The organism is Amphritea atlantica (assembly GCA_024397875.1).
GTDB lineage: Bacteria > Pseudomonadota > Gammaproteobacteria > Pseudomonadales > Balneatricaceae > Amphritea > Amphritea atlantica_B.
The window spans coordinates 1,038,704-1,058,499 of sequence record CP073344.1 but is presented as its reverse complement, the minus strand read 5'-3'; the positions used below and the strand labels follow the sequence as shown (position 1 = coordinate 1,058,499).

The following is a 19,796-nucleotide window of genomic DNA, read 5'->3' as shown; positions in this document are numbered from 1 at the left end:
CGGTATAAAAAAGCCGACAGAAATCACGGATCTCTGTCGGCAAATGGCACAGAAGCTTATGAGTTAACCCTGCTTGCAGCCGCCAGCCCATAAACTTCCCAGGTGAATCAGCCCCTGCGAGGTTGTAATAGGAAGGGGTTCCATTGCAACAGCTCGCCCGGGGCAAAACGTCAGCTATTAAAACGTATAGTTTAAGCGTATACGCAGTGCCGTCGCTTCATCATCAGCGACATTATCAGCTGAAGAGAAAGAACCTGCGAACGTAACGGAAGCTCCTTCGATATCAAGCAGCGGAACGGTGTACGCCAGATAAGTGGTGGTGACCTTAGGATCAGCACTGCTACCCTGATCAACATCTGAACGAATTACACCAGCACCAAAGTTACCGTAAACCATGTTCGCAATGTAAGAGGTGACTTTCTCGTCAGTATTCTCATCTTTTGAGCGGGCAGCTGCGATGTTGATGTTAGCCGCGCCCAGATCAAAGTTAGTACCGATACCGAAACCACTTTTATCTTGAGTACCACCTGCGGTCAGATCATATTTAACTTTCTCGTAACCCGCAAACAGGCTGAATCCATCAGTACTCCAGGTGATGGCAGGGCGTACACCGGAAACAGCGGTAGTGTCATCGCCCGAAGCATTCTCATCACCAAAAATGGTTGCCAGTTCAAATTTAACATTGTCGTTTGCATTGTAGTGCAATGCGAACTGACCACCGCCATCACCGATACGACCACGCACCATATTGGCTTCATAGACGCTCACACCGCCCGCATGAACAATCAGAGTATCCTTCGCTTTTGGGAACAGATTTACAGCCTCAAAACGCCCGGCCTGCAGATCCCAGGTGTTTGATCCGAACTGAACATATGCATCATCAACAGCTGTTGAGCCATCAACGGTGAGTAGCACAGTCCCCTTTGCCTGAACGAAATATTCACCTTTTTCACGACGGGAAAGAACGTTGACCTCGACCCGGCCATTCTGATCATAAGTAGTCTCTGCTGCAGTATCCGTAGCATCAGTATCTAATTCGAGGTTAGCATTGAAATCGGTACCGGCCATGGACTGACTGGACAAAGCCACCAGAATTGCCGCTCCAAGCATCGACTTTACAAACTTTTTCTTATTGTAATTCACTTCATACTTCTCCGTCTTTTTTTTATATATGTAACCGGAAATAAAGTATTAACTTCCGATTATCACAGGAAGGTAAATTCTTCAGGATCAATAAATCCTTCGATAGATATTATAAAAACGAGTAACAGCCGCAATAAAAACCATCTAAACGCAGTATCTTAAATATCTAAAACCATCTAAACGCTTACTAAAATGCGCAATAATTTAGTAAACAAACCAAAACCCCATAAAACCCATCATCATCAATAAAACCTGAGCAAGCCAAAAAATGCAGAATCTGACATCGTTCACAGCCCATGCTCAGACAGATCGCACACGCAATAATTTTGTTTTTATTACTAATAATTAATGGTATATTCATAATAAATTTTATATTTATATGTTTTATTACTATCTTATGATGATCTGGCAGCAGCTCTTTCCATGCTACAGTGGACCTACCTGCTATCAGGCATTACAGCGATGACGTCATGAAAAGTCACAGTCAGCGGCACCTTTAATTGATGCCAACAATAAAAAAGAGACATATTTATGTATCAGCTCAGCTCTTCAGTTACCTGGAAAAAACTCGTCAAACTGGCTGAAAAAAACAGCAACGACAAAATTTCAGATTATTTTAAAAACGACCCTGAACGTTTTAATAAAATGAGCCTCCAACTGGGGGGAATATTTCTGGATTATTCAAAAAACAAAATCAGTGATGAGGCACTTAAAACATTAATCACGCTTGCAGATCACTCCCCCCTTCATCAGCGCCGTGCACAGATGTTTTCCGGAGATATTATCAACGTAACGGAGAAACGGCCGGTATTGCATACCGCACTGCGCAACCGGGGTGAAGAGCCGGTGGTCGTTAATGGTGAGGATGTCATGCCTTCCATTCGCGCCAGTCTGAAAAAACTGGAAGCGTTCAGCGACAAGGTCAGAAGCGGTGAGTGGAAAGGTTTCAGCGGCAAACGGATCCGCAGTATCGTCAACATCGGTATTGGTGGTTCCGATCTGGGTCCCAATATGGTGTGCCGTGCGCTGCTAAACTACAAGCATCCCGAGCTGAGTTTTCACTTTATATCCAACGTCGATGGGCAGCATATAAAGAAAGTACTGGCCAGTCTTGATCCCGAAACCACCCTGTTTATCGTTTCAACCAAGACGTTTTCAACCCAGGAAACACTGCTGAATGCCAGCACGGCACGACGCTGGTTTATTGACAACACCGGTCAGTCTGACATTGGCCAGCACTTTGTTGCCCTGTCGACCAATCAGGCGGCAGCGATGGAGTTTGGTATCCGCCGGGAAAACATCTTCGAATTCTGGGCCTGGGTGGGTGGACGTTACTCTCTCTGGTCGAGTATCGGTCTGGCAATCGCCCTCTCCATCGGTTACGACCGTTTTATCGAGCTGCTGGAAGGCGCCTACGAAATGGATCGCCACTTTGTCGATGCACCACTGAGCAAGAATATGCCGGTATTGATGGCCCTGATTGGCATCTGGAATATTAATTTCCTGGGGGCCGAAACCCAGGCCATCATCCCTTACGATCAGGCGCTCCATCAACTGCCGGCATTTCTGCAACAGCTGGACATGGAAAGTAATGGCAAATCGGTTGATATGGAAGGTCACCCGGTAGACTTTGCAACCGGCCCTATCATCTGGGGCCAGACCGGCTCCAATGGGCAGCACGCCTTTTTCCAGCTGCTTCACCAGGGTACACGTTTCGTTCCGATCGATTTTATCGCCTCCCTTGAGCCCGATGAGGAAACCGAAGAGCACCACTTTGCCTTGCTCACCAATATGCTCGCCCAGGCCAACGCGTTTATGAACGGTGATCAGCAGGAAGGGATTCTGGACTATCAGACCTGCCCGGGCAATCGTCCCAGCAACACCCTGCTTCTGGATCGGTTAACGCCACACAACCTGGGCGCTCTGATCGCCCTGTATGAGCATAAAGTGTTTGTTCAGGGGGCGATCTGGAACATCAACTCGTTCGATCAGTGGGGCGTGCAACTGGGCAAGCGTCTGGCGACTGAGATCAGCCGTAATATTGAGCTAAAGAGTTCTGAATATGACCCGTCGACTCAGGGCCTGATGAATATCGTACGCAGTAAAATGAGGACTAAACAGCCACCAAAACCCGCTCAAAAGAGGCCAGATCAGGATGCCAAAAGTGCGGCCGTTGTTAAAAAATAGCGCCTTACGGCCTTTAAAACCGCATAGCTGGGGCGGGCCTGTATAGCCCCTCCTCCCTCTGCTGTGCGGCTTTCTCTATATCCGGCTATCCAGTAAATAGCCATTCAGACTAATCAAAACCAGCATCTCAGGGCCAAACCTTTCCAGTCAGAGATCCCCTCCCGGTAGTAGCACTCCCGGGAGTTACTGACTGGCTATAAGGCAGCTAGCACCGGTGAAAGACTTATGACCGTATAAAGATTTAAAGGCGACCCTGCGATATTCAGAGGGTGTCATTTTTTTCACATCGTAAAAGCGCCGATTGAAGTTGGCAATATTATTAAAACCTACATCGAAACATATCTCCGTAATTGACCGGTCACTGTGCGTCAGCTGCTCACAAGCCTTATTGATTTTAATGCCATTAACAAAATCAATATACCGACAGCCTGTCTCCCGCTTAAATAACCGGGAGAAGTGTCCGATACTCATCTCAATATGTGCGGCAACCTGTTCCAGCGTAATCCCGGTATTATAATTTTCAATAATGTAGGATACCGCCCGGTCCAATCGTGCTGATTTTGTTTCATCCTTACAGGACAAATAGGAGGCATCCGACAGTACCCGGTATTCGGTCACTGTCGCTAGCAGATCAATCAGGAACCAGAATCGCAGTACCCGGCGAAATCCGGTTAATGCTGCAATATCATCAAAAATCTCTTTAATCTTAGCAATCGCGTCAACATCAAGAAACTCAATACCATATTGCGCTCTCTCCCAAAAAGGGGTCAACGCCTGCATTTCTGGCACCCCCTTCGTATGGGCCAGAACAAGATCCTGAGAGAAGTTAATCACCCTCTCGGTACAGCCCTGCCCGCCATTGCCTCCTGACTGGTTTACCCAGCAATGCGGCAGATTCGGACCAATCAGTATCAGGCTCTGAGGTGCTAAATGACCAATGTAGTCACCCACAAAGACCTTCCCTTCGCCACGCGTCGTCAGATGCAACTCATAGTCTTCATGATAGTGAAGACAGCTATTCTGGCTTGTTGACTGATCCTGTTCAAAATATCGTATCGACGTTCCTCCCAGAGAATCCAAGGGCTTAAATTCTGGCTGAATACGCACTTTATTCCTGTTCATAAGTCGTTCATCCCAATAGGCAGGGAAAACCAGCCTGTCTTATGCTGGTTCTCCATAGATTTCACGGTCATTTATGGCAAAAACAGAACATGTCTTACTGCAGCTAGCTGATTTAAAGCAAACGCTTCTCTGTCTTCGGATCAAACAGCACTGCTTTAGACATATCCACCATAAACTCCATATCACTACCCGCGGGCTTCTCCTCCATCGGATGAACCCGACAATCGACCTCCTGGCCATTCAGATTAATCAAAACCAGCGTATCGGGACCGGTGGGTTCCGCTACGGCCACCTTTGCCGTAAAGCGGGCAACACTGCTCTGCTCCTGTTTATGCGGTATCACATGAGTGATCTGCTCAGGGCGAATCCCCAGGACAACCTCCTTACCCACCCATGGCTGCAATGAGCTATCACCATGATCCAGAGGTAAAAAATACCGCTCATCATCTGAGGTAGTCACACTCAGACCATAACCATCGTCAATACATTCCAGCGTACAGGTGAGGAAGTTCATTGCCGGTGAACCCATAAAACCTGCAACGAACATATTCGCCGGATCATCGTAGATCTGCTGCGGTGTGCCAAACTGCTGCACCTCACCGTCCTTCATTACCGCGATACGATCCGCCAGTGTCATCGCCTCAATCTGATCATGGGTCACATAGACAATAGTGGTTTTCAGACGCTGGTGCAGTTTCTTAATTTCGGTACGCATCTCTACCCGCAGCTTGGCGTCCAGGTTGGATAGCGGCTCATCAAACAGATAGATCTTTGGATGACGTGCCAGCGCCCGGCCCATCGCAACCCGTTGACGCTGACCACCGGAAAGCTCAGAGGGTTTACGATCCAGCAGGTGGCTGATCTGTAACAGATCCGCGACCCGTTCAACTTCTGCCTCCCGCTCACTCTTTGGCACTTTCCGAATCTCCAGCGCAAATGAGATATTTCCCCGCACCGTCATACTCGGGTAGAGCGCATAGGATTGAAACACCATGGCTATATCACGATCTTTTGGCGCTAATCCGGTTACATTGGTGCCACCGATATGAATATCACCGGAGCTGACATCCTCAAGCCCGGCAATGCTATTCATCAGGGTCGATTTACCACAACCGGACGGCCCCACCAGAATCAAAAACTCACCGTCATTGATACTCAGATCAATGCCCTTAAGCACCTCAACCTTACCGTAGTTTTTCTTAACACTTGAAATCTCTAACGTAGCCATAATGTTGTACCTGTTATTATTTTTTAGCGCGCGTTTAAACCTTTAAACGGCATTAGCCTTTAACTGCACCCGCTGTCAGACCGCGAACGAAATACTTACCTGCCAGGACATACACCACCAGTGTTGGCAGCGCGGCAATCATGGCCGCAGCCATATCAACGTTGTACTCCTTAACCCCGGTTGAACTGTTAACCAGGTTGTTCAGTGCAACGGTGATAGGCTGAGTATCCCCGCCGGAAAACACCACACCAAAGAGGAAGTCATTCCACACCTGAGTAAACTGCCAGATAATGCAGACGACAAAAATGGGGGTTGATAGCGGCAAAATAATGCGCCAGAAGATGGTAAAGAAACCGGCGCCATCGATCTTCGCTGCACTCACCAGTTCACCGGGCACCGAGACATAGAAGTTACGAAAGAACAACGTGGTAAAGGCCATACCGTAGACGATGTGAACAAACACCAGTCCTGTTGTCGTATTCGCCAGTCCCAGCCATCCCAGGGTTTGCGCCATCGGCAGAATAACCACCTGAAACGGGATAAAGCAGCCAAACAGCATCAGTCCAAAGAAGATATCACTGCCGCGAAACTTCCACTTTGTTAGCACATAGCCATTCAAGGCGCCAAGAAAGGTTGAGATCAGCACCGCCGGAAGGGTGATCTGAAATGAGTTCCAGAAGAAGGAACCCACCCCCTCACAACTCACGCCGGTACAGGCAGAAGACCAGGCTTTAACCCAGGCATCCAACAAGAACTCCTCAGGCCAGGAGATCAGGTTTCCGGCACGGATATCCACCATACTTTTAACTGAGGTTAACAGCATCACAATCAGCGGCAGCAGATAGAACAGCACCGCCAACAGCAGGACTACATACAACGCAATACGGCTTACCCTGACACTACGGGCATTGGCATGAATAGAGTCAGGCATTGTTTTTACCTCGCAATTCGGAATAGAGGTACGGGACCAGAATCGCCAGAACCACACCGAGCATCATCATGGCACTCGCGGAGCCCAGGCCGATCTGTCCCCGACTGAAGGTCGTGACATACATAAAAGTCGCCGGCAGATCGGTAGCATAACCGGGACCACCACCGGTCAGCGCCATCACCAGATCAAAGCTCTTGATCGCAATATGGGAAAGGATAATGAAGGCACTGAAAAATACCGGCCGCAGATGCGGCAGAATAATGCGGCGATAGATCATCGGCATGCTGGCACCATCCAGCTGCGCCGCTTTGACGATTGAGCTATCAACGCCTCTCAGACCCGCGAGAAACAGCGCCATCACAAACCCGGATGACTGCCACACAGCAGCGATCACCAGGGTATAGATTGCCATATCGGGATCAACCAGCCAGTCAAACTGAAAGCTCTCATAGCCAAAGTCATGCACCAGTTTTTCCAGCCCAAGGCCCGGATTCAGAATCCATTTCCAGGCGGTACCGGTCACGATAAAAGAAAGCGCCATCGGGTATAGGAATACCGTGCGGATTGAACCCTCTGCCCGAATCTTCTGATCCAGCAGAATCGCCATAACGACGCCGATAAAGAGACAGATAAGGATAAACAGCCCGCCGAATATCAGAATATTCAGCGAGGCCACGGACCAGCGGTCGTTATCCAGCAGCTTCTCGTACTGGGCAAAACCGACAAAATTATAATTGGGTAAAAAACGGGACTTGGTCAGGGAGAGAACTCCGGTCCAGATGACATAGCCGTATATGAACAGCAGCGTCATCATCACCGTTGGCGCCAACACCAGTTTCGGCAGCCAGCGCTGAAGCAGATCTGACAAATTAAAAGAACCTGAACCCTGTGCGGGTGAATCTGCCAATACTCCCCTGGTGGACAGGGTTCCGACAGCATCGGAAGTTGCATTCGTCTTCATAGAGGTAATCCTCAAACGAGCTTGGAGAGGGGTATCACCTCAGTGATACCCCGGAATCGCTCCTTAAGGAGCAGTCAAGCAGAAGTGAAAAGTTTAGATAGCGGCTTTAATTGCCCGGGCCAGCTTTTCGGTTGCCTGTTCAGGCGTCAGCGAATCGCTGTTGAAGTAGTTCGTGACGACATCGTAGATGGCGCCCTGCACCGCAGAGGTGGTAGACATACCATGAGCCATACTAGGCACCAGACCACCCGTCTTAGCTGTGGCGATAAAGTCATCCATAGATGTATGGGCACAGCTATCGAATTTATCTCTTGGCATCCCCAGCCGGGCCGGAATCGAACCTTTGTTGAGGTTAAAGGTTTCCTGAAATTCAGGCTCCATAATCAAACGCGCCAGATCGGCCTGAGCCAGCTTATCACCGGTGTCTTTAAGGTCAAACATCGCAAAGCTATCGATATTAAAGGTGAAGCCATTCTGCGTATCCGGTGCAGCCACACAAAGATAGTCTTTACCAGGTTGCTTGCCGGCGGCGGTAAACTCTCCCTTAGCCCAGTCACCCATCACCTGCATGGCAGCCTTACCATTGATCACCATGGATGTGGCTATATTCCAGTCCCGTCCGGCGGCATCAGCGTCGATATAATTACTTAAGCGTTTAAAGGTTGCCAGAACTTCAGTCATCTTAGCGCTTGTCAGAACGCTTTGATCATGTTCGACAAAGGCTTTTCGATAGAAATCTGCACCACCAAGCCCCAGTGCAACCGCTTCAAACAGCGTCGCATCCTGCCAGGCCTGACCACCATGGGCTAAAGGGACAAAGCCAGCCGCCTTAATCTTATCGGCTGCGGTGAAAAACTCATCCCAGGTCGAGGGAACATCTGCCCCTGATTTTTTGAAGACCTCCGGATTTGCCCAGAGCCAGTTAACCCGGTGAACGTTCACAGGTACCGCCACATAATGGCCTTCGTACTTCATCACATCGCTGACAACACCCGGTAGTAGCTGATCCCAACCCGCTTTTTCTGCAACCCCGTCCAGCGGCGTCAGAAAATCGAGTTCAGCCCACTCCTGGATATCTAAACCTTTAATTTGTGCAGCACTTGGAGGATTGCCCGAAACAGCCCGGGACTTAAGAACAGTCATGGCACTTTCACCGCCACCACCGGCCACAGCAAAATCTTTCCACTGATGACCTTCAGCTTCGAGCAACTGCTTCAGTACAGCCGCAGATTTTGCTTCACCGCCGGAGGTCCAGTAGTGAAGGACCTCGACATTACCCGCCTGAGCAGCAATGGAAACCAGACCGGATAACGCAGCCGCTAATACCGTTTTTTTTGCACGTTTAAGACTCATTGACCTTTACCTTTGTTTGTTTTTATTAGGCTTTGAGGTTTTTCCTGTCACATTCGATGACAAGTCAATGCATTAAAACACGGCATCTGAAAGGTTAGGGTTACAGCAGGAAAGGAAGTGTAACAAAGTGTTACAAACGATGACTCACCCTTGGATGGCCCGCTTCCGATGCGAATACAATGAGCAAAAACAGCCATTTTAAAAGCCTGTGAGCAAACAGGTCCTCTTAATGCCGCGGTAGCCGGATCACCACTTCCAGCCCCCCTCCCTCACGGTTATGCAGCGCTAACTCGCCCCCGTGTGCATGGACAATATTTCGTGCAATCCCAAGCCCCAGCCCCGTTCCTCCGGTATAACGATTGCGTGATGATTCACCACGGAAGTAGGGTTCAAAAACCTGATCAATCATCTCTTCCGGAATCCCGGCACCCCGGTCGCAAATACGAATAGTCAGTAAGTCCGGACTGTTTTCTGCAAAAATTTCCGCCTGCTGACCATAGAAAATAGCATTATCAATCAGATTACCAAGACAACGTTTAAGTGCAATAGGACGCCCCCAGAAGACCGGCCCAACGTCACCAACCACTGTGACATTTCGGCCCAGCACCGCCGCATCATCCTGCAAAGCACCAAGCAAGGCCATAATATCAATCGGCCGTACCTCCTCATGAATATCGGTTCCCCGGGCACACTCCAGAGCGCCAGACACCATCCGGTCCAGCTCTTCCAGGTTACGGCCAAATGTCTCCCGATCCTCCTCTTTATCGAGCATCTCTGCCCGTAATCGTAACCGGGTAATCGGCGTTTTCAGATCATGAGAGATAGCCGAAAATAGTCGCTGTCGATCATCAATAAAGCGGGTGATACGTTCCTGCATGCGATTAAAGGCCTGAGCGGTTGCCTGAATTTCCAGCGGCCCCTGCTCCTTCAGCGGCGGCACATCAATCTCCCGCCCCAACTGTTCAGCCGCTCGCACCAGCTTATCCAGAGGACGGGTGAGCCAGCGGACAATCATCCCGCCTAACAGCAGCAGAATTACTAATAATAATCCCAGAAAGTAGAGCCGGTCTGCGGGGAGATAATCGGTCTTGGTTAGCAAATCAGGCTTGGGCAGCAACGCCGCCAGATATAACCACTCGCCCTCCTCCATGTTAATCTGAGCCACTAAAATGGGCGGTGATTGCGGATCATAGATCAGGCTTTGCTGTGACCAGCGTGGCGGCAGATCCAACAGCAGCGTTTGGTTATTAAACACATGCAGTGTCTCGGGGCGGGAAAAACTAACGATAATCTCAGCCTGATTACCCAGCTTCTTGCGTAACCCCTGAATAAAATTCTCAATCACGATGCCCTTGAGTTTAGAGTCCTCAATATCTTCGATATTAATCAGCTCTTTATTCAGTGATACAAAAAAGCGGGTCCCGCCCATATCCCGTAACTGGGACAGTACTATATGCCGATACTCACTGGGCAGCGCCTTAAAAAAGGTAACGGTAGAGGAGACACTTTCGGCCAGATCCACGGCCATGCTGCTGGCCATCTTCTCATTTTCCCGATTAATCTCCTGCACCCAGACCAGGTTGCTCATCACCTGGGCCAGTAACACACCAAACAACATCACCGTCAGCATACGACCCAGCAGTGACCGGGGAAACCAGAACCAGCGCCTCACCTCTCACGCTCAACTTCAACGGATAACACGTAGCCCGAACCCCTGACAGTCTTAATAATATGGGGATCTTTAGCATCTTCCCCGAGACGCTGGCGCAGCCGGCTTAGCTGCACATCAATACTGCGGTCGTATGGACTGGATTCCCGCCCCCGGGTAGCGCCGAGCAGGTCGTCGCGATTCAGAACTTTATTCGGGTTTTCCAGGAAAAGTAACAGAAGGCTATAGTCTGCCCCACTCAAAGGAATTACTTTACCGGAAGCATCAATCAGATCACGGTTAACCGTATCTAACCGCCACTCGGCAAAACACAGAAAACGCCCCTTAGCCGCAACATTATGAGGCGAACAACTGCGGCGTAAAACAGCCTTGATCCTCGCCAGCAACTCTCTTGGATTAAAAGGTTTGGCAACATAATCATCGGCACCTAACTCTAAGCCGACGATACGATCAGTCTCCTCAGCAGACGCGGTCAGCATAATAATAGGCACGTCAGAATCAATACGTACCCGGCGGCAAAGGCTGAACCCGTCTTCGCCGGGCATCATCAGATCCAGAATGATCAGATCAACGGGGACTGTCTGCAGCTGTTCAATCAGGTGTTCGCCACTTTCAAGGGTTACCGTTTCATATCCATTCTGACCGAGGTAGGAGCCAAGTAATTCACGAATCTCATTATCATCATCAACAATCAAAATGCGCTTAGAGTGCTCACTCGACACGATACGTTTCCTTCAATGAATTAAAGCCTGACCCCGGTCTTGCTAATTTCGGTTTTGATCGCGCTTGCCAACAAACTGAATCAGACGAATTTGAAACCCCTGGTCAGCGATTATCTCCTTATCAGCAGAGACCCTTGCGGATTGTAGTAAAAGTAACACAACTCAGCCAGACACCTCTCTATTTTCCAGTGCTGCGGCTGCGCCTAACAACCCAGGATTTTCTGCGGTACAGAGCCAGACCGGAACATTCTGCATGTAATCAACGAAGCGCCCCTTGTCTTCAAACGCACGCCGAAATCCACTCTGAAGAAAAAACTCCGCCACCTTTGGCAAAATTCCTCCACAGAGGTAAACGCCCCCCCGGGCGCCCAGCGTTAATACGTTATCACCGGCGACATTACCGAGAATACGACAGAACCGCTGTAAAGACTCTACAGCAACAGGGTCATCCCCCTCCACGGCGGCCACACTCACCTCCGCCGGAGATTGACAGCGGACTTCGCTGCCCTGTTGTGCGGATAAAATCTGATACAGGTTCAACAATCCCTGACCGCACAGTATCCGCTCAACCGAGACCCGGCCAAAGCGGGCTACCAGCGCACGCCAAAGATCGATTTCAACTTCGTCAGCAGGGGCAAAACTGATATGCCCCCCCTCCGTTGATAAGGGAATCCAGTCATCATTGGCTTTGACTAATCCGGATACACCCAGCCCGGTTCCCGGACCGATCACCAGCCGTGCTGCGCCCTCAAGAGAGTGACCAGAACCCACCTGAATTTTCTCATCTTCACCTATGTGAAGCATCCCCAGCGCCATTGCGGTAAAGTCATTGACCAGCTTCAGCTGTTTCAGGCCCAGCTGTTGCGCCAGATCTGTTCGGGTAAAGTGCCAGTGATTGTTAGTCATCTTAATCTGCTCACCCTGAACCGGGCAGGCAAATGCCAGACAGGCACGCTCAATGCCTGTTATACCGACCTGATCAAAATAGGCCCGGCACGCTGCATCAATATTGCTATAGTCTGAACATTGTAAAGTGTGGACTGATTCCAGAACCACCGCGCCCGGACGCACCAGTGCAAAGCGTGCATTGGTGCCACCGATATCTCCGACGAGTGCATACTCTGACATCTACTGTATCTCAGCAAAATTAAAAACAGTTGCGCCCTCTTCAGCGCAGTTAACCTGGTCGCGCATCGGCGCAAACAACTCACGCCCCATCGCCTGATGATGTTTCGCCGCAGAAGCAGGCATCGTCTGGCCACGGGATAACCAGGATGAGTCGCCAGCGATCAGCTCCAGAGTGCCGGTCGTCGCATCAACCCGGATCAGATCGCCATCCGCCACCTGAGCTAGTGGCCCACCGAGACGGGCTTCCGGCCAGACATGAATTGCGGCCGGCACTTTACCCGATGCACCGGACATGCGTCCATCGGTCACCAGCGCGACTTTAAAACCACGATCCTGCAGCGTACCTAAATAGGGCGTGAGTTTATGCAGTTCAGGCATACCGTTGGATTTTGGTCCCTGATAACGCACTACAGCGACAAAGTCCCGCTCCAGCTCACCCCGCTCGAATGCAGCACCAATCTCATCCTGATCCTCAAAGACAATCGCCGGTGCTTCCACGATTTGATGCTCAGGTGAAACCGCAGAGACTTTAATCACGCCACGCCCGAGATTCCCCTGCAGCAGTTTTAAACCACCATTCGGGCTAAATGGTTTTTCCACTGTACTGAGGACATTAGAATCCAGAGATTGTTGCACCCCTTCACGCCAGATCAGCTTGCCATCCTCAAGGAAAGGCTCCTGAGTGTAGCGGGATAAACCCTGCCCTACCACGGTCATCACATCTTCATGCAGATAGCCACCTGCCAACAATTCACGCACCAGATACCCCACGCCACCCGCGGCCTGGAAGTGATTGATATCCGCTTCACCGTTGGGATAGACCTTTGCCAGCAGCGGCACCACATCCGACAGATCAGAGAAGTCATCCCAGTTAATAATAACCCCTGCCGCACGGGCAATGGCGATCAGGTGCATGGTATGGTTGGTTGAGCCGCCGGTAGCCAACAGCGCCACAATGGCATTCACCAGAGAGCGTTCATCGACAATCTTATATAACGGTGTGAATTCGCCGTTCTGAGCCGTCAGACGAACAGCCTGCCTGGCCGCCTCGCGGGTCAGCGCTTCGCGCATCTCAGTACCCGGGTTTACAAAGGAGGAACCCGGCAGATGCAGACCCATCACCTCAACCACCATCTGGTTGCTGTTAGCGGTGCCATAAAAGGTACAGGTGCCGGCACTGTGATAAGAATCAGATTCACACTGCAACAATGCATCCCGATCCACCTTACCTTCGGCATACAGCTGACGAATCTTCGCTTTCTCTTTATTCGGCAAGCCGCTGGGCATTGGTCCGGCGGGCACAAACAGCGTCGGCAGGTGACCAAAACGTAGCGCTCCGATGAGTAGCCCGGGCACAATCTTGTCACACACACCCAGATAGAGCGCTGCATCAAACATGTTATGCGACAGGCCAACAGCCGTCGCCATCGCAATCACATCACGGCTAAACAGACTCAGTTCCATTCCCGGCTGTCCCTGGGTAACACCGTCACACATTGCAGGCACACCACCGGCAAACTGTGCCACAGAACCCAGCTCATGCACCGCTTGCCGAATCAGCTCCGGAAACTGCTCAAAGGGCTGATGGGCAGATAACATGTCGTTATATGACGAAATAATGCCGACATTCACCGCGTTAACCATTTTCAGCGCCTGCTTATCATCAGCACCGCAGGCTGCAAATCCGTGGGCGAGGTTACCACAGGATAAACGGGCCCGGTGCACACCCTTGTCTTCGGCATCTCTCATCTGCCGTAAATACGCCTCTCGGGTGACCTGGCTGCGCTTTACGATTCGATCGGTAACTTGCTTAACAACGGTGTGCATAGTGACTCCTGAACTATTCTTTAGTTAGACCGTAACCTATTAAATGAGTGTCTAACTTTATATTTTTGGTAAGTTTACTAATATAAATTTCAAATCTCCATTGATTTTTTACTAAAATTACGTAATATTAGCAACAAATAACAGTAACAACGGAATCCTGAGGTATAGCCAATGACAATTCGCGTCGCAATCAACGGTTTTGGGCGGATCGGCCGCAATGTGCTCAGAGCACTTTATGAAAATAACTACCGCGACAATATTCAGGTTGTTGCTATCAACGACCTGGGCGACGCGGCAATCAATGCTCACCTGTTTCAATACGATTCTGTACACGGCCGTTTTAATGGCGAAGTCGATCATACCGCAGAGAGTATTATAGTTAACGGTGACCGTATCTCTATCAGTGCAGTGCGCAATCCGGCAGAGCTCCCCTGGAAAGAGCTGAACATCGATGTCGTTTATGAGTGTACCGGATTATTCACCGAGCGCGATAAAGCAGCGCAGCATATTACTGCAGGCGCCCGCAAGGTGATTATCTCGGCGCCGGGTAAAAATGTGGATGCAACCGTCGTTTATGGTGTCAACGATCAGGTTCTGCGTCAGTCTCATGAGGTTATCTCAAACGCCTCCTGCACCACTAACTGTCTGGCGCCGATGGCTCAGGTTCTGCAACAGCAGATCGGTATTGAAAGTGGTCTGATGACCACTATCCACTCCTATACCAATGATCAGAACCTGTCAGATGTGTATCACTCAGATCTTTATCGGGCACGTTCTGCAACTCAATCGATGATCCCGACAAAAACCGGGGCTGCCGCAGCAGTGGGCCTGGTGCTTCCGGAGCTGGCCGGCAAATTTGATGGTATGGCGGTACGGGTTCCCACCATTAACGTCTCGCTGGTTGATCTGAGCTTTATCGCTGAGCGACAAACCTCTGTCGAAGAAGTGAACCAGCTGCTTGCGGCGGCGGCAAAAAACTCAGCCGTTCTGGGTTATAACGAATTGCCACTGGTCTCAATCGACTTCAACCATAACCCGCTCTCCTCCATTTTTGACGCTTCACAAACTAAAGTATCCGGCCGTCTGGTGAAAGTGATGTCCTGGTATGACAACGAATGGGGATTCTCCAACCGTATGCTGGATAACACCCTGGCGCTGATGCATGCGCCAGCCTGAGGACACTATAAAAATGTTGAGACGTACCAAGATCATTGCCACGCTGGGCCCTGCAACTACCAGTGAAGAGCAACTCGAAAAACTGATACTCGCCGGGGCTGATGTGGTGCGCCTCAATTTCTCCCATGGCGAGGCTGAAGACCATCGTCAACGGGCAGAACTGGTGCGCAAACTGTCCAGAAAGCACGGCCGGTTTGTTACCATCCTGGGCGACCTGCAGGGACCCAAGATCAGGATATCCCGCTTTGCGGAACAGAAAGTTAAACTGAAAATCGGTCAGCCATTTAGCCTGGATGCAACGCTGGACCGGGATGCCGGTGATGTGACCCGGGTCGGGCTGGATTACAAAGCACTGATTGAAGATGCCCGTGTAGGAGATATTCTGCTACTGGATGATGGCCGTGTTGAACTACAGGTTACCGAAACCTTTGAGCACAAGCTGGATACCGTGGTTCTGGTAGGCGGTTGGCTGTCAAACAATAAAGGCATTAACCGGCTGGGCGGCGGACTGTCAGCCAAAGCGCTCACCGATAAAGACAAAGAGGACATCATCACAGCCGCCGCAATCGGTGTGGATTATGTCGCCGTGTCCTTTCCCCGTGATGCAGCAGATATGAATGAAGCCCGCGAGTTACTCCGGGCAGCAGGGTCGACTGCGGGTCTGGTAGCCAAGATCGAACGGGCGGAAACAGTTGCCGACCTTGAAGTACTGGACGACATTATCCGTGCCTCAGAAGCGGTGATGGTGGCCCGGGGAGATCTGGCGGTCGAAATTGGTGATGCTGAACTGATTGCGGTGCAGAAACATATTATCGCCCGTGCCCGCACCCTGAATACCGTGGTAATCACCGCCACCCAGATGATGGAATCAATGATCAGCAGCCCGATGCCAACCCGGGCTGAGGTATCGGATGTTGCCAACGCCGTTCTGGACTATACCGATGCAGTGATGCTGTCGGCAGAAACCGCAGCCGGGGATTATCCGATAGAAACGGTTCAGGCGATGGATCGGGTCTGCCTCGGGGCAGAACGCCACCCATCATCGAAGCGATCCAAACACCGGATCAATGAAGATTTCCATGACATTGATGAAACCATCGCTCTGTCTGCAATCTATGCGGCTAACCATCTGGTGGGGATTAAAGCGATCATCAGCATGACCGAATCGGGCGCGACACCGCAGCTGATGTCGCGCTTACGCACCTCGGTACCGATCTTCGCCCTGTCGGGTCGTGAAGCGACTCAGTTCAGGGTAGGCCTCTATCGCGGTGTCTATACCATCCCCTTTTATGCCGAACAGTATGACCCGGAAGAGATTAACACCAAAGCGATTCAGGAATTACTGGAACGCAAAATCGTTGCACCGGGAGATATGGTCATCATCACCAAAGGTGATTACCTCAACGCCCAGGGCGGTACCAACACGCTAAAAGTGGTCAGGGTTTAAAGTTGTAGAACTTAGTTAAAAAAGCTTATTTGAAGCGCTTAGTTGAAAAGTTTCTCGTTCGCGGAATGACCTGAGCAGATGCTAAGGTCTTTGGGGCACTCATATCGTTAATATGAGCGCCCCTTTTTTTTAAGATATCATTTTAAGCAAGGCAGCCCTCATAAAGAGTTCGAATAACGAGTTCGATTAAAGAGCCCTTATAAAGAGCTCAATAAATTAAAAAAGAATTAACCTATGAAAAATTAGCCAGACAGACTGACGACAACAGAAACCAATTCATCATAAAATAAAAACAGGTGTTTAATAACTTATATTTTTATTCTAAATAACGACTGAAATTCACGTTATCAAAACACTTAACATTAGTGGTGCATTTATAATTATTACCGCCGCTGCAGGTCGATGTCGATATTACACCCGGGATCGCCAGGAAAGCACGTCCTCAGCCCAAAGTCACAATGATCGACAGCACTGCTGCTGAAGATGCATGTCTTGAAGGTTTCTTATTTTCACTGGCTGAGCGAAACGTGGCGACTATCGCTATCTTCGCAATTTTTGACAGCCCAGCCCCACCTAAAGACAGACTCAATTTTGCGGGCCGCTGCACTGCTTATGCACTTATTGCATGAATTCACAGTTATTTTATGAATCCCCAGTCACCAAGAAGGGTGCTTTTAGCTCCCTCGCGAATTCAACTCCCATCCTGCTTGACCTCGCTATCTAAGGCAATCCTATGGCTAAAAATTGCCACCCCCCGATTCCAATAAAACCACCAGTCAAATCCTACTTACAATCCCGCCAACAGTATTAATTTATTAAAACATTCAATTACAACAACACATCATAATAGTATCAATACCCATACAAAAAAATACAAAACCCAACTGTCAGAAAAATACATAACATCAATCATTTTTGTATTTGTTCAGTAAGAATGCCTCCTATTTAATAAACCACATCAGATTATAAAAATAAAACTGATAAAAAACACAAAAAATAAACATAATAATCGTAAGGGGTTTCACTTTGAATAAGTCAATGTTACTTACCAGCGCAATTCTTAGCTGCACTTTATCGGGTTTCGCTCAGGCGCAACTTGCGTTTGACGCTAACCTTGAACTGGATACCGATGCGGTTGATACCGCAGCCTCCTCCACAACCTTTGATCAGAACGGTTTTGTCGAACTGAATGTCGCCTCAAAACGTGAGAACGGTGATTACTTTGTTGCTGCCAAAGGCGGTGTACGCCTGACAACCGATGGCGATAAAAATGTGGTGGTACGTGATGCCTATATTCAACTGGGCAACAGCAGCTGGGATGCACAGATCGGTCGCTTCGAAGCGATTAACCTGTTCCCGCTGGGTAAAGACACGCTGGTGTCACATGCCGGTGGCGTGTCGGTTTACGAGGCTAATAAAGTACGAGGTTTTGCCGGTGATGATGGTGGTCAGATCGCCCTGCACTTTAAAGCCTCTGACAGCCTGAAGTTTGAACTGGATACGATCTATGGTGACGATGACACTGCCGGCGATAATGGTACCGCTGTATCCGGTTACCGTCCTTCCGTTACCTGGAGTGCTGACGCCTTCAGCCTGACCGCAGGCTTCGAGAGCGTTAAATACGATCTGCTCGCTGGCGGCAATGTTGATCAGACCGGTTATGCATTAACGGCAAACTTTGATCTGTCCGGTGCCAACGTCAATCTCTCTGCATCCCGTCTGGAAGATGACAACACCGATCAGACAGTGAACTCTTATGCGGCCAACCTCACCTACGGTAATTTTGGTGCCGGTGTAATTCACTCCGAAGAGGACAATGCCAGCGGTGCTGACCCTGACGTTACCACCACCTATGTCGCCTATTCAGTTCCACTGTTTGACATAAAAGAGGCCACGGTCACGTTTGCCGGATCTTACTCGAGCGCATCAAATGTGGTGGACGATGAAACCACCGCCGCCCGGGTGCGGTTCAACTACACCTTCTAAACCCGACTAAACAGCGTGAGTCCGGTCGTTGTCCCCCTTCACGGCTTCCGGACCCACGCGCCACACAGTTTGAGTACAACCTCAGCACAACAATGCCTACCGCGGTTAATGCACCTTGGGAACCGACCAGTCTTTCGCTTCACACTCACTGCAATGACTCAGTTCGACGGTCTTGGTAAACACCACGTTGGCATAGTTAAAACTGTCAGACTCCGCCAATCGCTTGACGACAGGAACCTGATATTTAAGCGGATACACGCTCTCCGATTTTATATAACGGCCACAATCATCATCCGTACGAAATACGCAGTACTGATAGCTATACTCTGCAGGTCTGATGAGCGGCACCGTTTCAGATGACAAGCAACGACGATCGCTGTCCCCAATACTACCGGTGACTGAAAACTTACTACACACCTCGGTGGTTCCTGCATAAAGCATCAGATCGCCGTCGTTATCACGGTAATAACTGATTTCAGGCACTTTAGCCCAGACAATTTTTGATCCGGCACCGTTAGCAGCATGCACATAAAACGGCACCGTCGGTACCACCGGATAATGAAAACGATCCTGGTACAGCTCACTTATTGTACTTTGCGGCCCTACCCCAGCAGAGGCTTGCAACGGAATGATGACCAATAAAGGCAGCATCAGCAGACCTGTAATGAACTTATTCATAACCTGACTCCCGGCATTCAGAATATGGAGGATAGTCCGCCTGTACCTCCGAATAATCTGTCCCTCATCACTGCCACGAGTACCCTGACCCGGGCAGACCCTGAAAGCAGCATTGATACTGACAGACCATTACAAACCCTGAGGTTTGTAAAGAGTGACCAATGACCTGATAAGAGACGTCCTCTAAAGGATATGTCCTAAACATGAGATATGACTGAAAATCCGTAGAAACCTCTCT

Annotated in this window: 15 protein-coding genes; 4 read left to right on the top strand and 11 right to left on the bottom strand. The window is 49.8% G+C overall.

Annotation, left to right across the window (positions count from 1 at the left end; genetic code table 11):
- Positions 1–177: 177 nt before the first annotated feature.
- Positions 178–1,110, bottom strand: a complete 933-nt coding sequence (locus KDX31_04670; protein UTW05302.1) for a carbohydrate porin — start codon at positions 1,108–1,110, stop codon at positions 178–180.
- A 564-nt stretch (positions 1,111–1,674) separates the two neighbouring features.
- Between KDX31_04670 and pgi the strand changes: the two genes are divergently transcribed.
- Positions 1,675–3,330: a glucose-6-phosphate isomerase gene (gene pgi / locus KDX31_04665; GenBank protein ID UTW04309.1), complete on the top strand. Its 1,656-nt coding sequence runs from the start codon at positions 1,675–1,677 to the stop codon at positions 3,328–3,330.
- A gap of 183 nt (positions 3,331–3,513) precedes the next feature.
- On the opposite strand, the gene KDX31_04660 is transcribed toward pgi, so the two are convergent.
- The 9 genes from KDX31_04660 to edd form a co-directional block, all read right to left on the bottom strand.
- On the bottom strand, positions 3,514–4,452 hold the full coding sequence (locus KDX31_04660) for a helix-turn-helix domain-containing protein (protein ID UTW04308.1): 939 nt from the start codon (positions 4,450–4,452) through the stop codon (positions 3,514–3,516).
- 112 nt (positions 4,453–4,564) lie between these two features.
- Positions 4,565–5,680, bottom strand: coding sequence for a sn-glycerol-3-phosphate ABC transporter ATP-binding protein UgpC (ugpC, locus tag KDX31_04655; GenBank protein UTW04307.1), 1,116 nt, complete (start codon positions 5,678–5,680; stop codon positions 4,565–4,567).
- 52 nt (positions 5,681–5,732) lie between these two features.
- Positions 5,733–6,611, bottom strand: a complete 879-nt coding sequence (locus tag KDX31_04650; protein UTW04306.1) for a carbohydrate ABC transporter permease — start codon at positions 6,609–6,611, stop codon at positions 5,733–5,735.
- Complete coding sequence (locus KDX31_04645; GenBank protein ID UTW04305.1) at positions 6,604–7,572, bottom strand: sugar ABC transporter permease; 969 nt, start codon at positions 7,570–7,572, stop codon at positions 6,604–6,606. The genes KDX31_04650 and KDX31_04645 overlap by 8 nt, the downstream gene beginning before the upstream one ends.
- Positions 7,573–7,665: 93 nt before the next feature.
- On the bottom strand, positions 7,666–8,925 hold the full coding sequence (locus tag KDX31_04640; GenBank protein ID UTW04304.1) for a carbohydrate ABC transporter substrate-binding protein: 1,260 nt from the start codon (positions 8,923–8,925) through the stop codon (positions 7,666–7,668).
- Between the two features lie 226 nt (positions 8,926–9,151).
- Positions 9,152–10,555 (bottom strand): HAMP domain-containing protein, encoded by a 1,404-nt coding sequence (locus KDX31_04635; protein UTW05301.1) that lies wholly within the window; start codon positions 10,553–10,555, stop codon positions 9,152–9,154.
- A 38-nt stretch (positions 10,556–10,593) separates the two neighbouring features.
- Positions 10,594–11,292 carry a response regulator gene (locus KDX31_04630; GenBank protein ID UTW05300.1) on the bottom strand — a complete coding sequence of 233 codons (699 nt, stop codon included), beginning with the start codon at positions 11,290–11,292 and terminating at the stop codon, positions 10,594–10,596.
- 186 nt (positions 11,293–11,478) lie between these two features.
- Complete coding sequence (locus KDX31_04625) at positions 11,479–12,444, bottom strand: glucokinase (protein ID UTW04303.1); 966 nt, start codon at positions 12,442–12,444, stop codon at positions 11,479–11,481.
- The gene (gene edd / locus KDX31_04620) at positions 12,445–14,271 is read right to left on the bottom strand and encodes a phosphogluconate dehydratase (GenBank protein ID UTW04302.1); all 1,827 of its coding nucleotides are present in this window, start codon (positions 14,269–14,271) and stop codon (positions 12,445–12,447) included.
- A gap of 171 nt (positions 14,272–14,442) precedes the next feature.
- On the opposite strand from edd, the gene gap reads away from it, so the two are divergent.
- The 3 genes from gap to KDX31_04605 all read left to right on the top strand — a co-directional run bounded on the left by gap (position 14,443) and on the right by KDX31_04605 (position 18,880).
- The gene (gap, locus tag KDX31_04615; GenBank protein UTW04301.1) at positions 14,443–15,447 is read left to right on the top strand and encodes a type I glyceraldehyde-3-phosphate dehydrogenase; all 1,005 of its coding nucleotides are present in this window, start codon (positions 14,443–14,445) and stop codon (positions 15,445–15,447) included.
- A 13-nt stretch (positions 15,448–15,460) separates the two neighbouring features.
- Positions 15,461–16,894 carry a pyruvate kinase gene (gene pyk / locus KDX31_04610; GenBank protein UTW04300.1) on the top strand — a complete coding sequence of 478 codons (1,434 nt, stop codon included), beginning with the start codon at positions 15,461–15,463 and terminating at the stop codon, positions 16,892–16,894.
- 1,038 nt (positions 16,895–17,932) lie between these two features.
- Complete coding sequence (locus KDX31_04605; GenBank protein ID UTW05299.1) at positions 17,933–18,880, top strand: carbohydrate porin; 948 nt, start codon at positions 17,933–17,935, stop codon at positions 18,878–18,880.
- Between the two features lie 105 nt (positions 18,881–18,985).
- Here KDX31_04605 and KDX31_04600 read toward each other — a convergent pair whose 3' ends face one another.
- Positions 18,986–19,558: a hypothetical protein gene (locus tag KDX31_04600; GenBank protein ID UTW04299.1), complete on the bottom strand. Its 573-nt coding sequence runs from the start codon at positions 19,556–19,558 to the stop codon at positions 18,986–18,988.
- Between the last annotated feature and the right edge of the window lie 238 nt (positions 19,559–19,796).

Excerpts from the sequence above, each read along its gene's own strand:
- edd (UTW04302.1), bottom strand. The coding sequence starts at position 14,271 with ATGCACACCGTTGTTAAGCAAGTTACCGATCGAATCGTAAAGCGCAGC.
- ugpC (UTW04307.1), bottom strand. The coding sequence starts at position 5,680 with ATGGCTACGTTAGAGATTTCAAGTGTTAAGAAAAACTACGGTAAGGTT.
- KDX31_04660 (UTW04308.1), bottom strand. The coding sequence starts at position 4,452 with ATGAACAGGAATAAAGTGCGTATTCAGCCAGAATTTAAGCCCTTGGAT.
- KDX31_04605 (UTW05299.1), top strand. The coding sequence starts at position 17,933 with ATGTTACTTACCAGCGCAATTCTTAGCTGCACTTTATCGGGTTTCGCT.
- KDX31_04600 (UTW04299.1), bottom strand. The coding sequence starts at position 19,558 with ATGAATAAGTTCATTACAGGTCTGCTGATGCTGCCTTTATTGGTCATC.
- gap (UTW04301.1), top strand. The coding sequence starts at position 14,443 with ATGACAATTCGCGTCGCAATCAACGGTTTTGGGCGGATCGGCCGCAAT.
- pgi (UTW04309.1), top strand. The coding sequence starts at position 1,675 with ATGTATCAGCTCAGCTCTTCAGTTACCTGGAAAAAACTCGTCAAACTG.
- pyk (UTW04300.1), top strand. The coding sequence starts at position 15,461 with ATGTTGAGACGTACCAAGATCATTGCCACGCTGGGCCCTGCAACTACC.
- KDX31_04635 (UTW05301.1), bottom strand. The coding sequence starts at position 10,555 with ATGCTGACGGTGATGTTGTTTGGTGTGTTACTGGCCCAGGTGATGAGC.
- KDX31_04650 (UTW04306.1), bottom strand. The coding sequence starts at position 6,611 with ATGCCTGACTCTATTCATGCCAATGCCCGTAGTGTCAGGGTAAGCCGT.
- KDX31_04670 (UTW05302.1), bottom strand. The coding sequence starts at position 1,110 with ATGCTTGGAGCGGCAATTCTGGTGGCTTTGTCCAGTCAGTCCATGGCC.
- KDX31_04645 (UTW04305.1), bottom strand. The coding sequence starts at position 7,572 with ATGAAGACGAATGCAACTTCCGATGCTGTCGGAACCCTGTCCACCAGG.
- KDX31_04640 (UTW04304.1), bottom strand. The coding sequence starts at position 8,925 with ATGAGTCTTAAACGTGCAAAAAAAACGGTATTAGCGGCTGCGTTATCC.
- KDX31_04625 (UTW04303.1), bottom strand. The coding sequence starts at position 12,444 with ATGTCAGAGTATGCACTCGTCGGAGATATCGGTGGCACCAATGCACGC.